Here is a 24735-nt window from a genome sequence, read left to right on the forward strand (position 1 = left end):
TTTAATTTCCCTCTTTTGACTATAGATATAATAGATTAAGGGAGTAAGCCCTTCAATCGAAATTGACGTAGAATTAACAACTATATTTCTATTATTTTCATTCAGATAAAAGAAAGATTTAGAAAAAGGAATATGATTATAAAACTGGCCCCCCCCTTAGGTCATGTCGATTATTCTGTAATTTATAAAATAATCGTGTTGCTATTCTCGGTAATTCAGTACCTGTAACTGATGACTTTAAAAGAGTCAATCCATCTTCATTTATCATATATTGTAAGTCATAAAGTAATTGCTCCGGATCATTATACCATGTAATTTTTTTACCTTTTACATGATTAACTACTTTTCTCATTTCATTATCGATACATAAGATATAATCTGCTTGAGAATTCTGGAGAATATCTACAAGCAGCAAATGGATGTTCTCAGATTCTATTCCTAAATCACTAATCTTTCCTAACACTATTATCTTATTTCCTGTATAAAAGCGACATTGATGATTAAATGCTTCTATTGCATTAATCATTGCTGGCAAGGATGCATTGTGCGTATCATCCAACAATGTTGTATTAAGATGTGGAGTGTTTATATCCTTGATTTCTAATACCTTTTTAAACGGTTGAAACCTAGAAAGTCTACTTACACTTTGTTTTATATTAACATCTAATAACTTCAACAAATTTAAAGTCGCTAAAACATTTGATATCATACCTCGGCTTATCGTATTAATTTTAAAACTTATTGCCTCTTGACCATGTTTAAAATTAAAATTTGTAAAGCCCTTATTTTCTTCAATAACTATATCCTCTTCTTTATTAACACTATATGTTATAACATGACCAACATGATAACTGGCTAACCTTTCCAATAAATTGGCATGTTGCGTATCCGCATTTATAATTGCCTTGCCTCCTTCATTTTGTCCTGCAAATATTCTCGCCTTAAAGCGTGCAATCTCTTCAGTATTTTTAATTGTAGCTAAATGTGCCTCACCAATTCCTGTAACAATTGAAATATCAGGTTTTACTAATAATGATAAATTCCCTTTATTGTTTAGTGCGTTTAATGACATTTCAAAAACAGCAAAATCTGGATTACTTGCTAATTTGCATAGATTAAGTAATGTAGGTATTCTTGTATTAGCATTACCTCTATTTTGTAATATAGTATGGTTGTTTAATGCCTCTCCAATCATTAACCTTGTAGAACTTTTCCCCATTGATCCGGTTATTGCGATGATAGGGTTACTAAAATGTTCCCTAAAGTATTTACCTAGTAATTGCATTGCTTGAATTGTATCTTGAACAACTATTTGCGGAATTACTTGATTCAAATCATGATAATAAGTTTCTGTAATGATTACTTCCGGAAAGTGTGTAATTTGTTTGATTTGTTCATATCCTGATGAAATCTGAGGTTCTTTCCCTAACCATTTTTTCCATGTTTCTTTACTTATACTAAAGAATGCAGTGTTTGATTGTCTAACATAGTTCATTTGGTATTCAAAATCAGTTATTTTTTTATTTTCTTTTAAATCGAAAATTTTCCCATTTATAATTTTATTAATGTCTTTTATGGTATACATAGTGCCCTACCTCTTTGTATTACATATTTGTATTGTATAAAATAATAGTTTATAATTTATTTTAATAAGGAGTGAAATTATGAATAACAAAGAATTAGATGAAATTAACAAGCAAATTGAAGCCGAATTACTTGAATATAGTCAAACTAATACTGATGATAACAATTTGAAAACTTCGAAGACGAGTAAGGCTAGGGCTTTCTATTTAGGTGTTGTTTTACTCATGGCGATTATTGGCTTGGTAAGATTGTTCCTATAATTCTATATGCAATACCTTATTTGTGCCCTACTTAAAAACTTTTTGATACTGTATATATCCAGATAGATAGTGTTCTATATCGTCAATTCTAACTCGATAGCCATGATGTTTAATGAAGAAACTGCCTAGCACTGATTTTGGATTTTTGAAGTACATTGCAATTTCAGGGTAAAAATAGCCAGTCCTTTGATAATCAGCCCTCTTGTGAATAGTATTCATAAATTTTTCCTCGTCTAAAATATCATTTACTAAAGACTCACAGCCATTTTTCTTAGCTTTTTCAACTAAATGATAAGTCGCCATAAGCAACTCTAAAAAAGTAGGAAATGCAGTTTCCCTGTGATAAATATAATCTAAATAATGCGCTATATTCTCTAATCCAAACTTGAAATATTTCTCTTTAGGAATAATCTTTACAAGTTCATTTGTACAGTAACCTAGCCAGTGATCATGATATTTCCAATACTTCTCATTAATAAACTTTTCAAATAAGATTTCAACTGTTTCTAACCACTGCGGATTATTATCTATCTGATATAACCTCAATAAAGCAAGTGCAGCTTCTCCATCATAGTAAACCACTCTATAATGCTCTTTTATAGATAAATCAGGATAATTCAGTACATGAATTGTTTCCATATTATTTTTATTAATCATCGCTAAAATTCCTTGAGCTACTTTTTGTGCGTACTCTAAATATTTATCATCATTTGGATTTGTTTTTAAATATTCACATATAGCAAAAACAAAAGCGGCATTTTGACCTAATTTAATTTCGTTAATGGAATTTGTGTCATCAAAAATATAACCTTCATTATTTTTTTCATAATAACAGTGGTCAATAATATAATTTAAAGGTTTAGTCGCAATAGCTATATCCTTATTTAAATAAACTAGGCTTTCTATTAATGAGTAGGTAGAAGATGAATGTCTTAAAACATTATAATAGTTTATCTCTCTATCAAAATGTGGAAAACGACCATATCTATACTTTCCATTAGGTAATATTTCATTTTGTAAATATTGAGAGCTTGTCTTTATTAATTTATCTATTTCAATATTTAAGTTATCGACTTTTCTAATACCTTGCATCTCTTTATTTTCATTCAATTCTATGAACTGTCCCTCTTCAATAAAATAGCCTTTAGTTCGAAAAACAATTACATTTTTATTTTTATAGTTAGCAACTTTAAATTTCTTATTTAACTTTTTGAATTTTTTCAAGTAATGCGTCACATTATTTTCAGCAATTTCCAATATATTTTTATCTTGCTTAGATGGTCTTACAAAAGCATTTGCGTTTATTTCATCTGGTAAAAACGATAACTCCCATTGATCATCCAAAGAAAAACCAAAATCTACATAATTTCTTCTTGTATCAATCAACTTTTTCTCTAAATCATTGAAAGTAATTACTTTTTTGTTAGTAACCACATCAATTTTTATCCATTTAGGAATGGCAGAAGTCTTTTTTTGATATTGCTTAATTTGCTTTAATAACTGCTTAGTTATTTCTTCTGTATTTTTAATGTATTTTACATATGCCTTTATATTAGGGTGTCCAATACTAATAAACACTTCTTCAAAGTTATTAAAATCACTATTTATTTTATTTACTAACCTTTCAACTACTTCTTTCAATACTTATACCTCCATAAAATAGAATATTTCAGAAATATATCGAGGGAACTTAAAGTCCCCTCGATTGCTATTGTCTTATTATTCTATTGCTGATCTTTACGGCGTTTTTTACGACCCAATAGCGCTAAAGATCCTAATCCTGCAAGTAAAGTTCCATATAATGTAGTGTTCTGATTATTTTCACCAGTATCTGGTAATTTTTCTTTATCAGAATCGGCGTCTGCATCTGCATCGGCGTCCGCATCAGCGTCCGCATCTGCATCGGCGTCTGCATCTGCATCCGCGTCTGCATCTGCATCGGCGTCTGCATCGGCGTCTGCATCCGCATCAGCGTCGGCATCTGCATCGGCATCAGCGTCTGAGTCTGCGTCCGCATCGGCATCGGCGTCGGCATCGGCATCGGCATCAGCATCGGCATCTGCATCCGCATCTGCATCGGCGTCGGCATCTGCATCCACATCAGCATCGGCATCTGCATCCGCATCAGCATCGGCGTCGGCATCGGCATCGGCATCAGCATCGGCATCTGCATCCGCATCAGCATCGGCGTCGGCATCGGCGTCTGCATCTGCATCGGCGTCAGCGTCGGCATCCGCATCAGCATCGGCGTCGGCATCTGCATCGGCGTCCGCATCCGCGTCTGAGTCTGCGTCCGCATCGGCATCCGCGTCGGCATCGGCGTCTGAGTCCGCGTCGGCATCTGCATCGGCGTCAGCGTCCGCATCGGCGTCGGCATCGGCATCCGCGTCGGCATCAGAATCAGCGTCCGCATCGGCGTCGGCATCTGCATCAGAATCAGCATCGGCATCAGCGTCGGCATCTGCGTCAGCGTCAGCATCGGCATCTGCGTCTGCATCGGCATCAGCGTCGGCATCAGCGTCCGCATCGGCGTCAGCATCCGCATCCGCATCAGCATCCGCATCAGCATCCGCATCAGCATCCGCATCGGCATCAGCGTCCGCATCTGCATCAGCATCCGCATCAGCGTCAGCATCCGCATCACCTTCTTCACCATCTGCTAATCCTGAGCCCTGCTTTAAAATATTTTCATTGTCCCAGTAAAATGAACTTCTTACTCCACCGAACTGATCTGTATTTTCTTCTATAACTCTAGTTTTTACATTTTTACCACTTTCATCATAGTGACCATCTACTAAAACAACATATGTTTTATTAATGTTGCCAAAATTAATACTGATTGTATTATCGCCATTATCTTTGATGTAAGGAGCTACATCATTAGTCACGTCTATTAAATTGTTGTCATTTGGATCAACATAATAGCTTTCTGATAAATCTCTGTTATCAACTACTTCATAAACTCTTATATTAGTATCTTTTGAATTTAAAATAGTACTACTATTTGAAGGATCAGTATGATACCCCTGTAATGTCACAAGTGAATTATAAATTTGATTACCTTTAGGATTTACGTAAATTGTTTGCTTATATTCATTTTTGCCTGAATATTTATCTATCTCAGTAATAAAAGAAGTTACGTTTGCTCCGAATCTTTCTGGTCGACCTTGAACTGGGCTACCATAATCAATATTAATATTTGAATTATATTTTTTGTCTGCAATAGTAAAAGTTAGCGGATAATTACCACTATTAGGTGTGTTCTTTCTATCTGTAAAGATTGGTAAATTAAACTGCCCTGAAATGTTTGTTTTATCATTCACAAAATCTGTGAAAGTGTAAGTTCCGACTTTATTGACTGTATTATAACTTCCTGTCGCTACAACTTGACCATTGTAGTTTTTCAAATCTGGAAGTCTCATAGTATTGTTTAAGTTACTATAATCAATATCACCATCAGCAGTTAAGTTATGCGGTAAGATAAAGTTAAAGTAGTCGCCTTCTCTAATATTACCTTCAATTTTAAATAAAGCTTCAAACCCTGTATATCCACTTTTATTTGGATTAATGGTTTGATTATTAAATCTAAAGCTTTCAATATTAACTTTGTTATTTACTAACTCCCCAGAAGTCGTATTTGTGTCTACATTTTCATTTGCTGCTCTGAATGAGACTGCACTAACTTTAGGTTCTTTTTGATTAACATTTGAATCTGCTTCGTTGCTCTCTTTATTTCGAGTAACTGATTCTTTGCTATTATTAGCGTTATCCTTCTCTTTTGATTTTTCAATACTTTGCTGGCTTTCTGTAGTAACTGCATTCTGGTTATTAGAGACTAGATTTGTATTTTCTACAGAACTAACATCTTTTAAGTTAGTTGAATTATTTGATTTCTCAGTTGTGGTGTTTTGATTATTTTCTTCTACTTTTTGGGAATTCTCAGAATCTGGGGGTGTTGAATCAGTAGATTTATTAGAAGAAGTAAATTCATCTTCATTATTACGTGCTGATGGTAAATTGTTTTCTACTTCTACATTAGGTTTTTCTTGTAAATTTTCACCATTTGAATTCTTAATTACTTCATTTGCATTAACTGGTGTCGATTGCGACTCAGCATTACTTAATTCACTATTTTCTTTAGGTGTTATTTCTGAGTTGCTCTTATTTTCTTCGCTGCTTTCATTTCCATTTTTATTAATTCCTTGTTGAGATGTACTATCAGAAATTTCATCTGCTTTTACGTCATCAGATAATCCAAACAATAAAGTCGCGCCTACTAAAATTGACGCGGTACCTATAGTAAACTTTCTAATAGAATACTTGTTTAACTTGTTGGGTAAAAAATCAAGTCTTTTCGATTTTTTCATTTAGATAAAACCTCCTAAAAGATATATTTTCTTACTTACAGACCTGAAATCCTTTTAAAATAAAGAATTAAAAAAGTCTGTAATTTCTACAACAAAGTTACTATAGTAATTATGAATTGAGCAACCTATTAAAAAATGAATGATAATACTACTACATATACATTTTTATTGACAACTTAAATATATAAAAATTTATACTTTTATAGTCTCTAATGGCATACAATAACTTTTTACATGTTCTAAATATTCATATGTAATATTTATATTAATCACGTCAAAATTTCTAAATTTTTTTTAAATGTATAATCAAATAGAATGTATTCTTGTTTTCTGCTATATACTTTTATTTTGAGCCTTTGGATATCGAAATTAAAAGCACCCCATTTTGTGATCTTCATCACTTCCTGAGATGCTTACTCTTTAATTTTAATTATCTATTTTTTACCTATATCTAAATACTATTGTTAAATTAATATTTTGTTATAGTAAATTAACGTTTTCCATTGCCACACCGATATGTGCATGTGCATAAAAAGCCCTATTATCTCCATTAATATTTGTTTAAAAATTTTTTAATAAACCCACCCAAGTAATCAATATTTGTATATTAGGTCTAATAATAACGACTTGTAGGCATGGCTCACATTATTCATTTACATTTTAACTTTTCATTCTCCCCTTTTCTAAGTATAAAAAAAACGCTGAGATTTTCATCTCAGCGCTGAATTGATTAAAACTTAACTTAATAAAAGAGATAGGATAAATGTCCAGATACACCAGAATATTAATAATCCTACACTATATTTTAAAGTCATTTTTAATAGTTCAGATTCTTTACCTACTTGTTTAACTGCTGCTGTTGCAATGGCGATTGATTGTGGTGAAATCAATTTACCAATCGCACCCCCTGCCGTATTCGCACCAACGAGTAATGCCCCGCTTGTGCCAACTTGTGGTGCTACAGAAGCTTGGATAGGTGCAAACAATGCGTTGTTGTTTGTTACTGATCCTGTCATAAATACGCCAATCCAACCTAAAATTGGTGACAAGAATGGGAAGACTTTACCTGTTTTTGAAATACCTTCACCCATTGCATTTGTTAAACCACCGTATGTTGTAATTTTAGCAATGGCAAGAATGAAACAAATCGTTAAAATAGGTAACCATAATTCTTTAAACGCTTCGCCAAGTAATGCACCTGCACGTTTGAAATTGACTTTTTTCGAAAGCAAGATTGTAATGATACCCGCTAACAATAATGCTGTTCCAGTTTGGTTGATAATGTTGAAAGTCAACATTATTGGATGACCTGAAACGTCATTGTTAGTACCTGGAATGCCAAATTGTAAGTTGAAGAATGACAATGCGCCACCTTCAGCAAATAAACCTTTGAATGATTTAGAACTCCAAACAAGTACTAATGCTGTTAAGATAATAAATGGACTCCAAGCAAAAATGATTTCTTTTGCTGAGTGATGTGGCACTTCTAATTTTTGTTCATCTTTATTCAAACGGAAAATATTTTTCGGTTGGAATTTCTTAGAAAATAAAGCTAAAGCTGCCATTGATGCAAGTGGTGGAATAATATCCACTAACTCTGGTCCAAAAAATTGGTTAAATATGATTTGTAACACAACGAACGGAACAACAGTAACAATAATCGCTGGTGATGTTTCTTTGATACCTTTCATACCATCTAAAATAAAGATCAACATAAAAGGAACAATGATACTTAAAATAGGTAAGCTTAGATTTAATGCTTGTGATACTTGTAAAGCAGAAATGTGACCATGTAATGCTAGTGTATCAATAACAGAAACCGGTAAACCGATGGCACCATAAGCACCAGCTGCACCGTTTGCAACTAAACAAAGCATCGCCGCTTGTAATGGCTTAAATCCTAATTGAATTAACAATACCGCACAGATAGCGATAGGTACACCGAATCCTGCAACACCTTCTAAAAATGCGTTAAATGCAAAACCGATGAGTAATAATTGGATACGTTGGTCTTCAGAAACCGTAGTAATACTGTCTTGAACAACTGAAAATTGTCCACTTTCAACAATAACTTTATAAAGCCAAACTGCCATAATAACAATGAAGCCAATCGGTAAGATACCTTGGTAAAAACCTTCTACGATACCACCAGAAGCAACACCCACTGGCAATTTGAATATGAATAATGCGATCACAAGTGTCACAACAAGTGTTGTCACAGCTGCGTAGATTCCTTTCATTTTAAAGACTGTTAAACATAACAGGAATAAAATGATCGGGATACTTGCAATTAATGCAGAAATTGCAAGATTGTGAAATGGATCATAACTCTCTACTAACATCTCTTTTCATCTACCTTCAATATTTATTTTTATATGCAATCGTCATGCCAAAACATGTGATTGTTTTCACATAAAATATAACATTCTAAAGGCCGCAATTCAATATGTATATGAAAATTCTTAAAAATCAAAAACAGATGTTTTGAACTGCATGCTAAAAATTTAAAATGAAATTTGTAATATAAATGACGATTTATTTAAGATTATATAAGTTGTGTTATACAATTGCAATGGTATATTTTCGATACCAGCTTTGCACTCCAAGTGTATTTGACATCGTGAACGAGTTTAAATCGCACGATTAACTTATAAATTCGAACTGTATTTTCCAATCGACAAAAAATCCTTACATTTAATTTTTATGCGATGCACCAAGAGGTATAATCGCTAAATGTAAGGATTTCATTAAATTTGCTATTAAACTTTTAAATAATAGTATCACATTGTTTGCAAAATAGCCCTATTATTGACGGTATGCTGGGTCAATAATTTTTGCAGCACCTGTATGATCCACTGTTACAATGACATATGTGCCAGGCTGTGTTTGGTTAATAAAACTAAATAAGTAACTGTATTGGCCAGCAGCACCTTGTAATGCATAGTCATTATATGGATTCTGTTGACCATTCAATTGACTGACTTCTTGACGTGCTGAATCTAATGCGACTTGGAAGTTCGGTAAGTTTTGAAGTGCTTGTTGACGATTGACTTTTTCTCTCGCAATATTTTGAGCGACTGGTACAACATTTTCACCTTGGTAAGGAGCTACATATTGCGATTTTGTTTGAGATGCTTGTTCATTTTGGCTGTTATCTTGTTGTTGATTTGAAGCTTGTCCATTGGCTTGTGTACCTGAGCTTTGATCATTTTGCTGTCCTTGTTGCTGCTTGCCTTCTGTGTTTTGGTTGTTCATTTCTGATTGCTGATCATTATTTTGATTATTGGCATCTGATTTTGACGTTTTAGCTTGATCAGACGAAGTGGATTCATCTTTTGATTTGGATGATGCTTGTTCTTTGTGATCATTTTTGTCCTGTTTAGTAGACTGCTCTTGCTTAGCATGGTCATCTTTCTTCTGTTCTTTATCCTCATCATTTGAACATGCGGCTAAAACAATTGATAATGCAAACAAACTAGCAAGTACCTTTTTCATGATGTTTCCCTCCAAATTCTATTCTATAGTATAAAATCGTCTATCACTTTTTTATACACTATTATTTTAAACGACAAACACTTTTTTTGTTAAATTTTTTCTAAATTATTTCTACAATTGTTTCTTGATATCTATTTTTATAGTACTGAATATTCCTTTATTTTTTGTTCGTATTTTTAATAAAACATAATAAAGTTATCATTATTTTAAAAAGAGCAACTTTATTGTTATTTGATTGACTTTTTGGTAAAGTGTGTACGGATAAAAACTGAGGAGGATTAGAACCATGGCTCAAGCTTTCAGAGCATTTCTTGTTGATCAACACGAGGATCAATTCGTAGGAGATTTTAAAGAAATAACACTAGACCATTTACCTGACGGTGATGTGACAATTCGTGTGCATTATTCAAGTATCAATTTTAAAGATATGTTAGCCACACGTGCTCACAACAAAATCATACGAAAATACCCAATGATACCGGGTATTGATTTAGCTGGTGTAGTGATGGAATCTGAACACCCATCATTTAAAGAAGGAGATAAAGTTATTGCAACTGGCTATGACTTAGGTGTTTCTCATTACGGTGGATTTAGTGAAGTTGCACGTGTGAGTGGCGATTGGCTTGTTCATCTCCCTGATGATTTAAAGCTTGAAGAAGCGATGATTATCGGGACTGCCGGTTTTACAGCTGCACTGTCAATACAGTTGTTAGAAGATAACAAAATCACTTCAACTAACGGTCCAGTACTTGTTCGTGGTGCAACTGGTGGTGTAGGCTCAATGGCTGTAATGATGTTGAACGAAATTGGTTACAAGGTCGTTGCAAGTTCTGGCCACAAAGATTACCACGAAAAACTTTTAGAATTAGGTGCGAGAGAAGTTATTTCTAGAGTGGAAGACGTGACTGAAAAAGCACTGACACACACGCAATGGCAAGCAGCGATTGACCCTGTAGGTGGCGAAACTGTATCTGAAGTTTTAAAACGTATCCATCCACATGGTGCTGTTGCTTTAAGCGGAAACGTTAGCGGTAATACTTTCTCAAGTACTGTATTTCCATTTATTTTACGTGGTATCCGTCTCATCGGTGTTGATTCTGTTTCATTCCCTATGAAACGTAGACAACACTTATGGCGTCGTCTATCAAAAGATTTAAAACCACGTTATTTGCATGATGTAAAAAATGTGATTCCTTTTGAACAACTCCAAGACGGTTTAGATTGTGTACAAAATCATGATTTTATCGGGCGCATTGTTGTAGATCTACGTCCTGATGCAAACAACTAAAATGTTGTAATGAAAATAAAAAGCAAACTACATCAGCAATTGCTTGATGCTACATTAATGGGTTGGAGCCAAGAAATCGATTTGATTTCTGTTCCAACCCATTAATGCTTTAATCCATACACCAACGAACTCAAAACTTCCCTTTTTATCATCATTCCCTACTTAAAATGACCCATAAAAATTTTTGTTGCCTTCTCCTAAATTTTCAATTGTTGATAATTAATATAAATTATTTTATTCTCATAAATTCAATATTTACAATTTACTAATATCTTATGAAAGCGTATACTTGTATTGCATAATAGTACGGGAGGTTACAAAATGAAAATTAATAAAAAGCTTATTTTCTTCATCGGCGCACTCGGTGGACTCTTATATGGTTATGATATGGGTGTTATTTCTGGAGCGCTCCTTTATTTAAAGAATGATATTCATTTAAATCCTTTCACTGAAGGATTAGTAGTTTCATCTATGCTTGTTGGCGCAATATTTGGTTCGGGTTTTAGTGGCCCACTCTCAGAAAAGCTTGGACGTCGTCGTCTAGTTTTTATTATTTCTATCGTCTTTATTATTGGTGCACTCATCCTAGCTTCAGCACCATCGATGGAAGTGCTCGTAATTGGACGTTTAGTAATTGGATTTGCCGTTGGGGGTTCTACAGCGATTGTGCCTGTTTATCTTTCTGAACTCGCGCCAACAGAAGCTCGGGGTTCTTTAAGTTCTTTAAACCAACTTATGATTACTATTGGTATTTTATCTTCTTATCTTGTCAATTATGCTTTTGCACCTATTGAAGGTTGGCGTTGGATGCTTGGTCTTGCTGTCGTTCCTTCATTAATATTAATGATTGGTGTCATCTTCATGCCAGAAAGTCCGCGTTGGTTATTAGAAAAACGTGGCGAAAAAGCAGCAAGAGATGTAATGAAATTAACATATCCCGCTTCTGAAATTGACGGTGAAATTGAAAACATGAAAAAAATCAATGCTATCTCAGACAGTACATGGACTGTTTTAAAATCTCCATGGCTGTTATCTACTATTATTATTGGTAGTGTCTTTGCATTGTTACAACAATTGATTGGTATTAATGCGATTATTTACTACGCACCTAAAATTTTTGCGAAAGCAGGATTAGGAGACTCTACCGCAATTTTAAGTACAGTTGGTATTGGTGTTGTCAACGTATTAGTTACGATTGTTGCGATATTCATTATTGATAAAGTCGATCGTAAAAAACTGCTCGTTATCGGTAACATTGGTATGGTGGCTTCATTATTAATTATGAGTATCCTTATTTGGATTATGGGTGTGAACAGTGCAGCATGGATTATGATGATTTGTTTGACTACATTCATTATTTTCTTCGGTATTTCTTGGGGACCTATTTTATGGGTTATGCTTCCGGAATTATTCCCAATGCGTGCACGTGGTGCAGCAACAGGTATTGCGGCGCTTGTTCTTTCAATTGGTAGCTTACTCGTAGCACAGCTATTCCCACTTCTAACGGAAGTACTTGAAATTCAAGAAGTATTTTTAATTTTTGCGGTTATCGGTGTGGTTGCACTCTTCTTTGTTGTTAAATTTTTACCAGAAACACGCGGACGTAGCTTAGAACAAATAGAGGCAGATTTACGTCAACGTACAAACGCAACTGTTGCGGATGTAAAAAAATAATGGATAAAGAGACAGTGTAGATTCCCTATTTGTTCATTAGAAAAATCACAACATTCGATGACTGGTCTCTTCTTCGCTTTTCTAGCTCGAATAGCCCTACTCATCTTTGCCGGGGCAGGACAACGAAATCAAATAGATTTCTGTCCTGCTCCCTTTTGTTACAAAAAGGGAATGTGCTGTATGATTAGAAATATATGTATTTTAATGTGCACGAAAGGAGGGGCATTATGACAATTGATGTTCAATTTACAATTCCTAAAGTGGATAATTATTGTAATTTGAGAAAAGTTTGCGGTTTAAGTGAAAAGTCTAGAAGTGCCGCACAACGTGGCTTAAAAGGGGCTTGTTTTACCGTAACGCTTTATGATGCTGACCGACTTATCGGTTTAGGTCGTGTTATCGGTGATGGTGGCACAACTTTCCAAATTATTGATATTGCTGTCCATCCAGACTATCAGGGACAAGGATATGGTAAAACTGTCATGACACATATTATGAATTATATTGATTCCGTTCGTTTACCTGGGACTTATGTCAGTCTTATCGCTGATTATCCGGCTGATGAACTTTACAAACAGTTTGGATTCAAATCAACCGAACCTCATTCTGGCGGTATGTTTTTACACTTTCCCATTACATCATAAAACAGGACACCCTATCAAAAAAGCGGTGGCACTACATCTAATGAAAGATGTCGCCACCGCTCTATCACGATACTTGAATATAAGAAAACTTGAATTAAATTGTAGCGCTATAAAATTCGCGCTAACTCATGACCTCGCACTCGTTCATCCTCATTTGATGACTTATTTCTCATTTTGCTCTTGATTTGCGCGTTTTCGATGTTTTCGGGTTAACGGTTCTCCCTCTCTAGGCTCTGTAATAATGGCCTGTCTCAATAAAAAGAATAGCAAAATGAAGCCGACTGTAATCGTCACGTGACCAATACCTGCAAAACCAGCAAACGAATCAGGTATCGGTTGGCGTGCAATTTGTTTAAAACCTTTTAAAAATTGCATTGTTACTGTCACAATGACGCCGATATTATAAATAATGAAATACCAATTAAATAAATAATAGCTGCTAAGTTTAAAAAGCTTTTCAATAGGTATCAACATTAAAAACATAAACATCCCTAACGTTAACAAATGCGTATGCATGACACTCATTTGTGTTGAACCTGTGAATTCATAATGCACAGTGAGTTCTCTATATGTAAAACCACTGAACAATCCTAACATTGTATAGGTCATAAATGCGTATAATATACGTTTCATCCTTTTCACACTCCATCTTATTTCACACCGTAACGCCATTAAACACGGCTGAATTTTTCATTTCTAGCTTATTCAAATTTTCATATGAGGGCCATAACCAACCGCACTTCACTCAGCTTCACACTTTCGATTATCGTAACCTCGAAAGACGATGTCAATACTTATTCGTTGTCAGATTTCGTAAAGTTTTTGCGTTTAAAGAGCGCTACAATTGAAATAATGAGTGCTAAGATAGAAATAATCCATACAAATGGTGATGTATGTGATGATTTCGTGTCATCATGGTGATCAGCTTTAACAGGTTCACTTTTTTTCACTTCTGTTGTAGGTGCAGGCGTTTCACTTTTTTCATCATCACTTGTCCATTTCACTGTTTTACCATCTTTATATGTTTGAATGGCTTTCCATTTGAATTGACCTTCTTTTTCTGGATTAGCGACTACAATTGGAAAGTCCATATGTTCGTGTTTGCCAATTCCTTTATCTGTTGCTTTCCATGTGATTTTAGTAATTTTTCCAAACTTGTCTTCTTTAAATTCATGTTTAAATCCAGGGACAGGCTCTACTGTAGATAAAGTTACACCTTCAGGAACTTCTATTTCAAGTTTTACTGTATTTTTATCACGTTCAACTGGAACTCTGACTTGATATTCTTCGTATGAACCGGGTTCACTCACTTTTGGATTAAGCGTTACGTGAGCATCTGCTACAGATGTCATACTTAATAACACAAGAAATGATACAGCACTCAATAAAAACTTTGTAATTTTCATATATATTGATCCTTTCAATTATAATGGAATTTCGATTTGACTCATGATGACGCCCGCTAAAATCAAACAAATACCTAAGGCGAATTCAAGATATAACAGTGATCGATTCACACGACGTCGCTTTTGCATCGCTTTATATGTTTGTAAACCACCTAAAATCATCATAATGATGGTGAATACCACTTTCATAAACCATAAACTACTATATAACGTAGGTTGGGTTACAATCGCTTTTAATGATGTGGCATCAATAGACATTAAAATGCCTGTCAGTATAACGATAATCACTGCAGTCACATTTGCTTTTAACAACACATCTTTTATTATTAAAATGTAAGAATGCTTGTGTTTAGCCGACGTGTAGGCGATTAAATATGCAAAACTGCCTAGCCAGATGGCAATTCCCATTAAGTGTAACGTCCGTAAAATGATAGAATAAAATGGCACCGCTTGCGCCCATGCATGACCTGAAATTGCAAGACTTAACATCAAAAAGAGCGGCATAACTTTATACCATATAGACTCCATTCGCCGTAATGAAAATAGGATTAACACGATAATTAAACTGACCATTGATAAAACAAATGGAAATTGCATCCAAACGCGGAAATCAAGCGTCAATATAGAATGAATGGCATCTTTCGGTAAAGTCATTAAATAAACGATACCCGTTGTAAAAGCAACCATAATCAATAATAAAATCGCACTGCGATGACGTGGAATAATATCATACGTAGGTACATCTTGACGTTTCATGAGAACATTAATCATATATAAGCCCGTAAAAATAAGTAACACAGCTTGTAAAACAAATCGCACTAAGCCTAACCAGAAAAAAGCATCCGTGTAAAAAGGTTTCGCTGTTTCTATAGTATTAGCTGTTTTTTTCCCGACAGAAAAATTATACTGTCCTCTTATCTCATGACCATCTAATGAGACTGTCTCCCAGTGAACGGCATATGTGCCATGTTCAACTTTTGACGTATCAAAAGTCACTTTTTTTGAATCCTCTTGCTCTTTAGGTTTCAATACACCTACTTCTTTGCCCTTGTCATTATAAATTTTGACTTTAGTATATTGCGTATGAACAGGCTCGTTGAACTCAAGTTGAATCGCTTCTGGTTTCGATTGTACGACTTCATTCTCTACGGGTTGTTGTTTTTCTAAAGTCGCATGTGCAGAGACTTGATTGAATGGTATACTCACACAAATCATCATGATAAAAGCAATGAGTGTGGCTGCCCATAATTTATTAAACGTACGCAATTTAACACCCCCTCAAGTGATTATAAAATGTAGAATTTAAGACATGGTTTCACATCACTTCCCTCATTTGTGAAGTGCATTAACAAGTTGTATCGCTTGGATGACGACAACTTTTAGCCAATACCCAATACTTTCTTGCCTCCATAGCTCATCCTATAAGATTTTATCAAACTTATATATGAATACAATGTATTTAGACTTGAACCGTATTTTTGTCACTGATTTGTCAAAATAATGACGTCATCTGTATTTGATAATCGTTTTAATGCAATTTATATTTAATCAATCCACTAGAAATGTAAAAAGCCGAAAAGCAACGAGATAACATCGTTCCTTTCCGACTTTTATAATCAATCTATTCAGTGTGAGATGATTGACTTAAACTGTCGCGATTTCTTCTTCGGTCGGTACATCATTGTTCAAGCCCACCATCGCTTCAGTGATATTTCTAGAGTTATAGCCAATTCGTTCAAGAATCGCAATAATATCAACATATAGCAAGCCACCATCAGTTGAACATTCACCTCTGTTCAATCTTTTAATATGACCTTTTCTTAATTTATGTTCAATGTTAAACGCTTCTCTACTACGCTCGACCACTTCATCTTTTTTAGTCGTATCATAGACGTTTAAAGTATCAATTGCTTTGTGGAAGGACTCATCAACAAAATTAAATAATTTTTCAATCCCTCGTTCAGCATCTTCAGTTAAAATAATATTTTTACTTTTTTGTCTTTCGATTTGCGCAATGTATGATTCTGTCAGTTCAGAAACTTTCACAATCGAGCGATTGACATCAAACATCACTGCAAGACGTTCAACATCACTTTTATTAATATTTTTTGTAGAAATGCGCACCAAGTAATTTCGAATACTGTCGCTAATGGTAATCACTGCTTGATGTTTCTGTTGTACTGTTTTAATCATTTTCTTATCCATCGTCGCAGGATGACGAACATCGTCTAACATAGATTGAACAATATGCCCAATGTTTTGTAGTTCTTTTTGAGTCTCTTGTAACGCGACACCAGGCGCATGGTAAACTAAATCTTTATTAAGATGTTGAGGTTTATAATCTTCTGTAATGTCTTTACCTGGTACAATCTTAGTCACAAGCCAAGCGAGCGCACCCACAAATGGAAGTTGAATAAGTGTATTCGTTACATTAAATGCACCGTGTGCAAACGCAATGGCCATTGCTGGTTTAAGGTGCCATGCTTCTTGTAACATCCCTATCAAATGCGTTACAACCGGTAAAAATAGCGCGAAGATAATCACACCAATGACATTAAAAATAACATGCACAAATGCCGCCCGCTTAGCTGCTAATGAACCCGCTAAACTTGCTAACACTGCAGTAATCGTTGTTCCAATATTGTCTCCTAGTAAAACTGGAATTGCACCTTTCAAGTCAACTAAACCTTGACTGTAAAATTCTTGCAGTATCCCAATTGTTGCACTCGAACTTTGGACTAACGCAGTTAAACCTACGCCGGCTAAAATACCGTACACCGGATGCGATGACATATCTAAAATGATTTGTCTAAACCCTTCTAATTGGGCAAGTGGCTTAACCGCATCTCCCATGAACTCTAAGCCAAAAAAGAGTGAGCCAAATCCAAATAATATTCGTCCAACATTATTAATATTGGAACGCTTAAAGAAGAAAATAAGAAATGCCCCCAACGCCAAGATTGGCATTGCATATTCTCCTAAATCAATCCCAATAATAAAAGCAGTCACAGTGGTTCCAATATTGGCGCCCATAATGACACCAATCGCTTGTTTTAAAGTCATGAACCCCGCAGTCACAAGCCCTATTGTTATGACAGTTGTCCCAGAACTACTTTGTATTAAGATCGTAACAATCATACCGGCTAATACACCCAGTACTGGATTGGCGGTAAATTTATTTAATATATTTCGCAATCGATCTCCTGCTGCTGCTTGTAAACCGTCCCCCATTACTTTTAAACCATAAAGGAAAATACCTAGGCCACCTAAAAAAGAAAAGATGACTTCAGTTACCGACATTTCCATTCTTTCACCTCAGTATTAAATTTCTGTTCATATACACATCATTGTCGTATGATTCATCTTGATTATCTCTTATAATTGTAAATTTAATGTTAAGATTTTATTAATTCTGCCTTAACATTTCTATTTCTGCGCCTTTTTTCAAGACATAACCCACTTTTTTCTTTATTTATGTTACATTATCTTCTTAACATTGACTACATATTCTTTACTATTTTAGTTGTCTCTCTATCGTTGCTTTCCACCTCCGCACGCAAACAACAGTCCTCAAATCTTACTATATCCTTTATGAAATTTCAATCCGAACATGAATACGACTATTACAGTTTTTTCATCTCATTCATTTCCCTTCAAAATTTATAGTTAAGCCAATCATTTTATTATTTAAAAATTATCTCCTAACTCATTCGCTATGACCATGACAGATGGCGAAATCTTTACTATAATATAGAAGAGTTTTTAGAAAAGGAAGTCCGAAAATGACACAAAATAATGATTACGCTTTACTTCTGTTTTATTATGCTTATCAAACATTTACAAAAACGGCTGATGATATCATTGCTGAATATGGTATGAGCCGACAGCATCATCGATTTCTATTTTTTATTAATAAACTTCCAGGTATTACAACGAAAAAATTATTAGAAAATCTTGAAATTTCTAAACAAGGCTCACATGCCACTTTAAAATTATTGAAAGAAAAGGGTCTCATCTTTGAGCGCCCTGATTTGACTGATCGCCGTTTAAAATGTTTGTTTCCAACTGAAGAAGGGAAAGCGCTCATAGAAGAACTCAACCAAGCACAAAATGACCTATTTAATCGAATCAAAGCCGAGCAAGGTGATGATTGGTATGCGATTATGGAAGGTTTTGCGTCTTATAGACAAGGCTACAAAGATATACAGCATTTGAAATAAGAGAACGAAGAAGGTGATTCGCTATGATTAAAGCGTACTACAATGATGCAAATTTGCATGTCCTAGAAACAGAAGAATGGCAACAAGCGCAATGGCTAAATGTTGTCAAACCGACACAAGATGAATTACAACAACTCATTAAAACATATGGTTTTCCACAAGATTTTTTGGAAGATGCATTAGATAGTGAAGAAAGTTCACGTATTGAATATGATGATGATAGTGGCTACTCTTTAATAATCAGCGACTTACCTATTACTGAAACTGGAAAGCATAAATTAAAAAGTTTCATGACATTACCGTTAGGGATTATCATCGGTAAAAACATTATTGTTACGGTTTGTGCGAAACCTTTTCATTATTTTGACCACATCGTCAAAAAACCTATTAACTTAAAATACAAAAGCCAATTTGCTTTAAAATTAATGTACGATATGACTGCGCAATACAATAGAGGCTTGCGCTTATTAAATAAAGAGCTCCGCCAAGTTGAATATAACTTGCAACAACGGGTAACAAATCAGCGTCTTTATTTATTAAGTGACATTGAAAAAAGTTTAGTTTACTTTTTAGGATCACTTAAAACCAATTCTTCTACGATTCGAACTCTATTTCGTTTACCTGCCATTAAACGCTTTGACGATGATGAAGAATTGTTAGAAGACTTACAAAATGAGCACCAACAAGCGGTTGAAACGACTGAATTATATTTACGTATTGTTGAAAGTATGTCTAATTCATATGCGTCCTTGTTGTCAAACCAACTAAATACTACTATGAAAACATTGACTATTTTTACCGTTTTGCTCACTTTACCTACGCTAGTATTTAGTTTTTTCGGTATGAATGTACCTTTACCTATTAATACCGAAAGTGCACTTTCATGGATTATTATTATTGTGATTTCAATTATTCTCGTCGTAGTCATGTTTACATTTTTATGGCGCAACGACAAGCTCTGACATAAGTCCATAACCATTTATCCTTATAGGACTTACCTATCCTCTGTATCAAAGATGGGCTTGAGAAAATGCTTTTGCTACATCTTCTCAAGCCCATCTTTGATTATCACTTTATTCTTTAACTCATTTTTCTCTGCACCATCATACTTCAACTAATTTTTTAGCCCCATATAAACAAAGTAAGACTTTTTTACCACACCTTGTTTAAGATTCATATACCACTACTTACATGACTTTCTGCAAATATATGCAAAATTTTTAACTTACTTAAGCATTTAATTTAACTTTATTCCATTTCTTTAACACTTATGACACATTGATTATGCCGTTATTTTCTAATATGCGTCATTCCTTATACAATGTGCACAATATTATTGTAGAAAAGGAATCGATATTTTTATAATGATGTATATTTATCAACTAGTTTCTCAGAACTTGAGAAACTTGAAAGAGGTCAACTATGCAAGGCATTAATATTGAACTAATGAAACAATATACGTCTTCTGCTTATCGTGTTTTTAATCATGTAGAATTATTTGTTTCGTTTGAAGGCGTTCTGACACTCGAGCTCAACGGTAAAGTGACTCACTTTCATCGTCAAATTGACAGTGCCTCTACAATATTTTTCTGAATTTAATGCTGATTATTTCCTAGGTTATTTTAATCTTAATAAACTCTCTTCTCATAATAAAATTAAAGAAATCATAAAGCATCTCATCGTTGAAGAAAACAGTGATATGTACTATGAAAATATTCATACTTTAATTAAGTTACTCTACAATGAAACATTCATTGAATTGGGTCGAATTTATATCCCGCATATACACGTGAATAGTATTTTATTTAATAATATGATTGATTATGTTCATCAACACGCCAAATATCGTCTATCGTTACAAGAGTTAAGTGAACATTTCTTTGTTTCTCAATCCTATGTGTCTATACTTTTTTGCAAATACTTAGATTATAATTTTAAAAAATACTATGCTTCAATGAAAATCGCACTGTCTATGTACAACTTAGCCACATCGCATGATTCGATTAATCAAATTGCAACACAATACAGTTTTACAAACTACAACCATTATTCTAAACAGTTTAAGCGTTTTGTAGGTATCAGTCCGATAGAATTTCGAAAACAAAGTCAAAAAAGAAGTTATCAAGTTACGGTTGTCCCTTTCGATATACAATATTTTGATACACATTTGAGAAAATCCAGCACGATTCCCTCACCACACAAGGTGGACATATTTTTAGATCAACTCACACCACCTCAATGGATTGAAAAGAAAGAAGTATTACTTGAAATCGTCAACTTAGACGACATCAGTCAAATATTTGGTAGTCAAAATCAATTAGAGGCTCATCATCATGCACATGCCATTCAACTGTCCTTTAATCCATCAGATCTTGAAACATTTCATTTTGAACATACACATCATATTGAATTACTCAGCCAATTGCTATGTGAATACGGTTATAAAATAGCATATCGAATCCATTCGCTACAAGCCTATGAAATATTTAAAAATCAATTCTATTATCCGTTAACACGTATCATAGAACAGCAACCTAATGATTTTAATCAGTACAAATTCAAGCTCAATATCATATTGGACCATGAATCTCTATCTGTTCATGAAATTCAAACTATCATTGAAAAAGTGAAAGCTTTACATCCTGATAGTCAGTTCACACTTGATATTGCGCTATCTTTAACACCAAGTAAGAAAGCGCAATTAAAGTTATTACTTCAACAACGTATCGTTTTTGATTATTATATGTTGGATGCTATACAACTCAACCAAACTTATATGTATCACCTTGATTTACATACGCAATTCGAGTCAAAATTTGCACAAGTGATACAAACATTGCGACAAGAATATCAACTTGCGCAGACACCAATGATCATCAAATCAGTTCCACAACTCTTCACAGCGAAACAACATGCGATGCCACGTGAAGAGCAACTTCTTAAACTTTGGCTGAATGTAGATGCGTTATGCTTACCACTGATTTCCAATGACAGCCTAAATAATGGCTTTTATAATCGTTTCGGTCATCGTAATGCCATTCAACATGTTTTTAATTTATTGCAACCTTTTAGCCATACGTTTAGTGTTCGAACATCTACCTATCTCGTCCATGAAACAGCGTATGCATATGAAATTTTGTTATTTCATGCAGATCAAGCGCTCAAAAATGTTTCTTTTGTTTTATATGGTACAAACCAATTGCATCGTCATTTTGTGGTTGAATATACTTACCACCCCACTTATAGCAACTTAGACCACATCATGCATGTGCAAACGCAAGATTATTACGTCCCAAGACATTTTGTCTCTTCTATTCATATGACGAATCATCTTTTATTTCATATTCAATTACATCACTTTGAACATACGTCATACCAAACGACATTACCACATGGGGTCATGAAACTCATTAAAATTATTAAAAATAAAGCAACACGCCAGTCAGATATGTTGTGAAATTCTCATCGTATATAAAAAGGAACGTGCACATAAAATCTTCTTTCAATGGATAGATTTCTTAGTGGCGTTCCTTTTTTCTTCATAGATCTTCAATATATGCATTTTGTGTGGCATACATCCCGGCAGCGAAGACACCGACGACCATCACAAAAAATAATATAATCGCGATGGTCCAACCGTGAAAGTGATCATGCGCTACGCCTAAAATAAAAGGGCCTAAAGCTGCGACCCAATAGCCTATAGATTGCCCAAATCCTGACAACATCGTACTTCCAGCTATTGTGCGCGAACGAATTGAAAAGAGTGTCATACATAAACTAAAACATGCGCCAATGCCCATCCCTGTCAATATCATCGCAATGAGCAATACCACCACTTGCTGACTCAATAATAAACTAAATCCTAATCCCATCAGGCATGTAATAATGATAACGAGACTTCTCTGTGTCGACATTTTAGCAGCGATAATTGGAAACACAAAGGTCATCGGTAGTTGTGCAAATTGATTCAACATCAGAAAGTAGCCTGCCGTCTCCGGTGCAATCCCTTTACTCACTAAAATAGAAGGATACCATGCGACAATACTGTAAAACATCATCGATTGAAACGCCATCGTCAAAGCGACTGCCCAAGCCATTTTGGATCGATAAATTGGCTTTTTTAATCCATGACTTGTTTGCGTAGAGACATGCGGATTTCGTTTGAGTTGCGGAAGCCAAACGATGACTGCCAGTATTGCAAAAATAATCCAAAAAGAGAGTGAGAGGCGATAAGACAAGGGCGAAAGAGAAGCAAGTGGAAAACTCAGCCCGCCTCCCAATCCAGCGGTAAAATTCATTGTTGCACTATAAATTCCCGTAATGAGGCCGATTTGTAATGGAAAAGATGCTTTTGCGTATGCGGGTAAAGTCACATTCGCTAAAGCAATAGCAATTCCTAAAAAGAGCGTCCCAATGAAAAAAGCGTTCACGCCACCAGAAACTCTCACAACTAATGAGATGACTGTCAAAATTAGTGTCAGTAATAGGAGCCTTGACATTGAAATACGGGAAAGAATACGTGCCACAAATGGTGACACAATACCGAAGATGATAAGCGGGATGGTCGTTATCAGTCCTGCTATACCGTTATTAATATGTAAATCTTGCTTTATTAGGTCAATGACGGGTCCAACAGACGTGAGCGGCGCACGTAGCGTTGAGGCAATCAACACGATGCCGATAACACGTAGCCATTGATTTTGAATTTTATGATTCAGTAGTTTTTCTGACATATTATTCCTCCTTACATGAAATGCAATGTCATCTTCAAATTAAGACTGCCTTTTAATTGTAAAACAAAACACGGATAAAACCTAAACAGGCTTTTCCGTGTCATATTCGACTGTAGACACAGCTTTGACATGCTTTCATTATTAAATCATATATAAAGTTATTTTGCCCCATATAATTGAATTGCACGTTTCACTGTTTCAATCAATTCATTATCTACAGTATGAAGTTGATTAAAGTAAACTAAAATATCTTCTGGCTGAATTAGCTCTCTAGGGTAAGAGGGATCTTCTTCAAGATGTGCAGCCAACGTCCCAAGAGGTGTATCATCGCCTAAAAAATCTAACATAAAATCATAAAAACTCATAACAACACCTCTACTTTTTTGAGGTTAAAATGAATAGTACGCTTTTAGAACGTATAATCAAATATATATCTTTTACAGCCTAATTATATAATTTTTCAAAATAAATGCAAGACACAAAAATGACATATTTCACTCTAACTTTTACTTTCTGTCTTAAAACGAATTCGCTACAATGGAATATAAGAGTGTGACAAAGATTTGACAATGATAATTTCGAGTCACCTCATACAACATTTAGACTATACATTTTATATAAAGGAGCGAGAAATAATGAAGCAAAAACAATCTCTTGGTATTATCATCATTATTGCGATGCTAATTGTGACGTTAGGTGTCGTTGTTGCGATGATGCTTTCCGGTCAAAAAGAAATATATTACGGTTATATGAAAGACAGCACAACAGCTGAAAAAGTAATCAGTGAATCTGACAAGACGGTTAAAGAAAATGTTAAAATCCCTACGGATAATAATTTCCAACCTAAAAAAGGTGACTTTGTTAAATTAATAGCTAAAAAAGATGATCCTGATCATTTCGTTAAAAAACAAATCGTATCACATGATGATGTTCCACATGGCTTAATGATGAAAATTCATGATATGCATAACATGGATATGCATCACCATTAATTTAATATTTTTCGCATCAATAATAAGCAATGAAGAAAATGTTCTCAGCCATTTCCTTCATTGCTTTTTACT

At 34.5% G+C, this 24735-nt stretch carries 20 protein-coding genes and 1 pseudogene; 9 read left to right on the top strand and 12 right to left on the bottom strand.

Annotated features, from left to right (window positions below; all coding sequences use genetic code 11):
* Nucleotides 1-136: 136 nt before the first annotated feature.
* On the bottom strand, nt 137-1585 hold the full coding sequence (locus C1H58_RS02400; protein ID WP_165545207.1) for a Mur ligase family protein: 1449 nt from the start codon (nt 1583-1585) through the stop codon (nt 137-139).
* A gap of 79 nt (nt 1586-1664) precedes the next feature.
* Between C1H58_RS02400 and C1H58_RS02405 the strand changes: the two genes are divergently transcribed.
* Complete coding sequence (locus C1H58_RS02405; RefSeq protein WP_060829464.1) at nt 1665-1844, top strand: hypothetical protein; 180 nt, start codon at nt 1665-1667, stop codon at nt 1842-1844.
* Nucleotides 1845-1871: 27 nt separating this feature from the next.
* Here C1H58_RS02405 and C1H58_RS02410 read toward each other — a convergent pair whose 3' ends face one another.
* The 5 genes and pseudogenes from C1H58_RS02410 to C1H58_RS02425 form a co-directional block, all read right to left on the bottom strand.
* Nucleotides 1872-3485, bottom strand: coding sequence for a poly(glycerol-phosphate) alpha-glucosyltransferase (locus tag C1H58_RS02410; protein WP_165545208.1), 1614 nt, complete (start codon nt 3483-3485; stop codon nt 1872-1874).
* A gap of 83 nt (nt 3486-3568) precedes the next feature.
* Nucleotides 3569-6106 carry a fibrinogen-binding adhesin SdrG C-terminal domain-containing protein gene (locus tag C1H58_RS02415; protein ID WP_481864906.1) on the bottom strand — a complete coding sequence of 846 codons (2538 nt, stop codon included), beginning with the start codon at nt 6104-6106 and terminating at the stop codon, nt 3569-3571.
* An 8-nt stretch (nt 6107-6114) separates the two neighbouring features.
* Nucleotides 6115-6211: pseudogene (locus tag C1H58_RS12535) on the bottom strand (YSIRK-type signal peptide-containing protein); the annotation flags it as partial.
* A 737-nt stretch (nt 6212-6948) separates the two neighbouring features.
* Nucleotides 6949-8553, bottom strand: a complete 1605-nt coding sequence (locus C1H58_RS02420; RefSeq protein WP_165545210.1) for an L-lactate permease — start codon at nt 8551-8553, stop codon at nt 6949-6951.
* A gap of 463 nt (nt 8554-9016) precedes the next feature.
* Nucleotides 9017-9706: a hypothetical protein gene (locus C1H58_RS02425; protein ID WP_165545211.1), complete on the bottom strand. Its 690-nt coding sequence runs from the start codon at nt 9704-9706 to the stop codon at nt 9017-9019.
* 286 nt (nt 9707-9992) lie between these two features.
* Between C1H58_RS02425 and C1H58_RS02430 the strand changes: the two genes are divergently transcribed.
* From C1H58_RS02430 to C1H58_RS02440, 3 genes are all read left to right on the top strand, one after another.
* Nucleotides 9993-10994: an acrylyl-CoA reductase family protein gene (locus tag C1H58_RS02430; protein WP_165545212.1), complete on the top strand. Its 1002-nt coding sequence runs from the start codon at nt 9993-9995 to the stop codon at nt 10992-10994.
* 321 nt (nt 10995-11315) lie between these two features.
* On the top strand, nt 11316-12668 hold the full coding sequence (gene glcP, locus C1H58_RS02435; RefSeq protein WP_165545213.1) for a glucose transporter GlcP: 1353 nt from the start codon (nt 11316-11318) through the stop codon (nt 12666-12668).
* A gap of 227 nt (nt 12669-12895) precedes the next feature.
* A complete protein-coding gene (locus tag C1H58_RS02440) occupies nt 12896-13312 on the top strand; it encodes a GNAT family N-acetyltransferase (RefSeq protein ID WP_165545214.1) in 417 nt (138 codons plus the stop codon).
* A gap of 162 nt (nt 13313-13474) precedes the next feature.
* On the opposite strand, the gene C1H58_RS02445 is transcribed toward C1H58_RS02440, so the two are convergent.
* The 4 genes from C1H58_RS02445 to C1H58_RS02460 form a co-directional block, all read right to left on the bottom strand.
* Complete coding sequence (locus tag C1H58_RS02445; RefSeq protein WP_050345237.1) at nt 13475-13945, bottom strand: DUF2871 domain-containing protein; 471 nt, start codon at nt 13943-13945, stop codon at nt 13475-13477.
* Between the two features lie 161 nt (nt 13946-14106).
* On the bottom strand, nt 14107-14718 hold the full coding sequence (locus C1H58_RS02450; protein ID WP_165545215.1) for a YcnI family protein: 612 nt from the start codon (nt 14716-14718) through the stop codon (nt 14107-14109).
* A gap of 18 nt (nt 14719-14736) precedes the next feature.
* Complete coding sequence (locus C1H58_RS02455) at nt 14737-15984, bottom strand: copper resistance CopC/CopD family protein (RefSeq protein WP_165545216.1); 1248 nt, start codon at nt 15982-15984, stop codon at nt 14737-14739.
* Between the two features lie 378 nt (nt 15985-16362).
* On the bottom strand, nt 16363-18018 hold the full coding sequence (locus C1H58_RS02460; RefSeq protein WP_103356354.1) for a Na/Pi cotransporter family protein: 1656 nt from the start codon (nt 18016-18018) through the stop codon (nt 16363-16365).
* 482 nt (nt 18019-18500) lie between these two features.
* Between C1H58_RS02460 and C1H58_RS02465 the strand changes: the two genes are divergently transcribed.
* The 4 genes from C1H58_RS02465 to C1H58_RS02480 all read left to right on the top strand — a co-directional run bounded on the left by C1H58_RS02465 (nt 18501) and on the right by C1H58_RS02480 (nt 22395).
* On the top strand, nt 18501-18938 hold the full coding sequence (locus C1H58_RS02465; RefSeq protein ID WP_050330048.1) for a MarR family winged helix-turn-helix transcriptional regulator: 438 nt from the start codon (nt 18501-18503) through the stop codon (nt 18936-18938).
* Between the two features lie 23 nt (nt 18939-18961).
* Nucleotides 18962-19900: a magnesium transporter CorA family protein gene (locus C1H58_RS02470; RefSeq protein ID WP_050330046.1), complete on the top strand. Its 939-nt coding sequence runs from the start codon at nt 18962-18964 to the stop codon at nt 19898-19900.
* 460 nt (nt 19901-20360) lie between these two features.
* Nucleotides 20361-20531: a hypothetical protein gene (locus C1H58_RS02475; protein WP_165545217.1), complete on the top strand. Its 171-nt coding sequence runs from the start codon at nt 20361-20363 to the stop codon at nt 20529-20531.
* On the top strand, nt 20509-22395 hold the full coding sequence (locus C1H58_RS02480) for a helix-turn-helix domain-containing protein (protein ID WP_207623133.1): 1887 nt from the start codon (nt 20509-20511) through the stop codon (nt 22393-22395). Before C1H58_RS02475 ends, C1H58_RS02480 begins: the two co-directional genes overlap by 23 nt.
* 82 nt (nt 22396-22477) lie before the next feature.
* Here C1H58_RS02480 and C1H58_RS02485 read toward each other — a convergent pair whose 3' ends face one another.
* On the bottom strand, nt 22478-23671 hold the full coding sequence (locus C1H58_RS02485; RefSeq protein ID WP_165545219.1) for a CynX/NimT family MFS transporter: 1194 nt from the start codon (nt 23669-23671) through the stop codon (nt 22478-22480).
* A gap of 158 nt (nt 23672-23829) precedes the next feature.
* Nucleotides 23830-24036, bottom strand: coding sequence for a YozE family protein (locus C1H58_RS02490; RefSeq protein WP_165545220.1), 207 nt, complete (start codon nt 24034-24036; stop codon nt 23830-23832).
* A 270-nt stretch (nt 24037-24306) separates the two neighbouring features.
* Between C1H58_RS02490 and C1H58_RS02495 the strand changes: the two genes are divergently transcribed.
* On the top strand, nt 24307-24663 hold the full coding sequence (locus C1H58_RS02495) for a DUF4889 domain-containing protein (protein ID WP_050330041.1): 357 nt from the start codon (nt 24307-24309) through the stop codon (nt 24661-24663).
* Nucleotides 24664-24735: the final 72 nt, after the last annotated feature.

Origin of the sequence: Staphylococcus sp. 191, assembly GCF_011174885.1 — a bacterium.
In the GTDB taxonomy this organism is placed as follows: Bacteria; Bacillota; Bacilli; order Staphylococcales; family Staphylococcaceae; genus Staphylococcus; species Staphylococcus coagulans.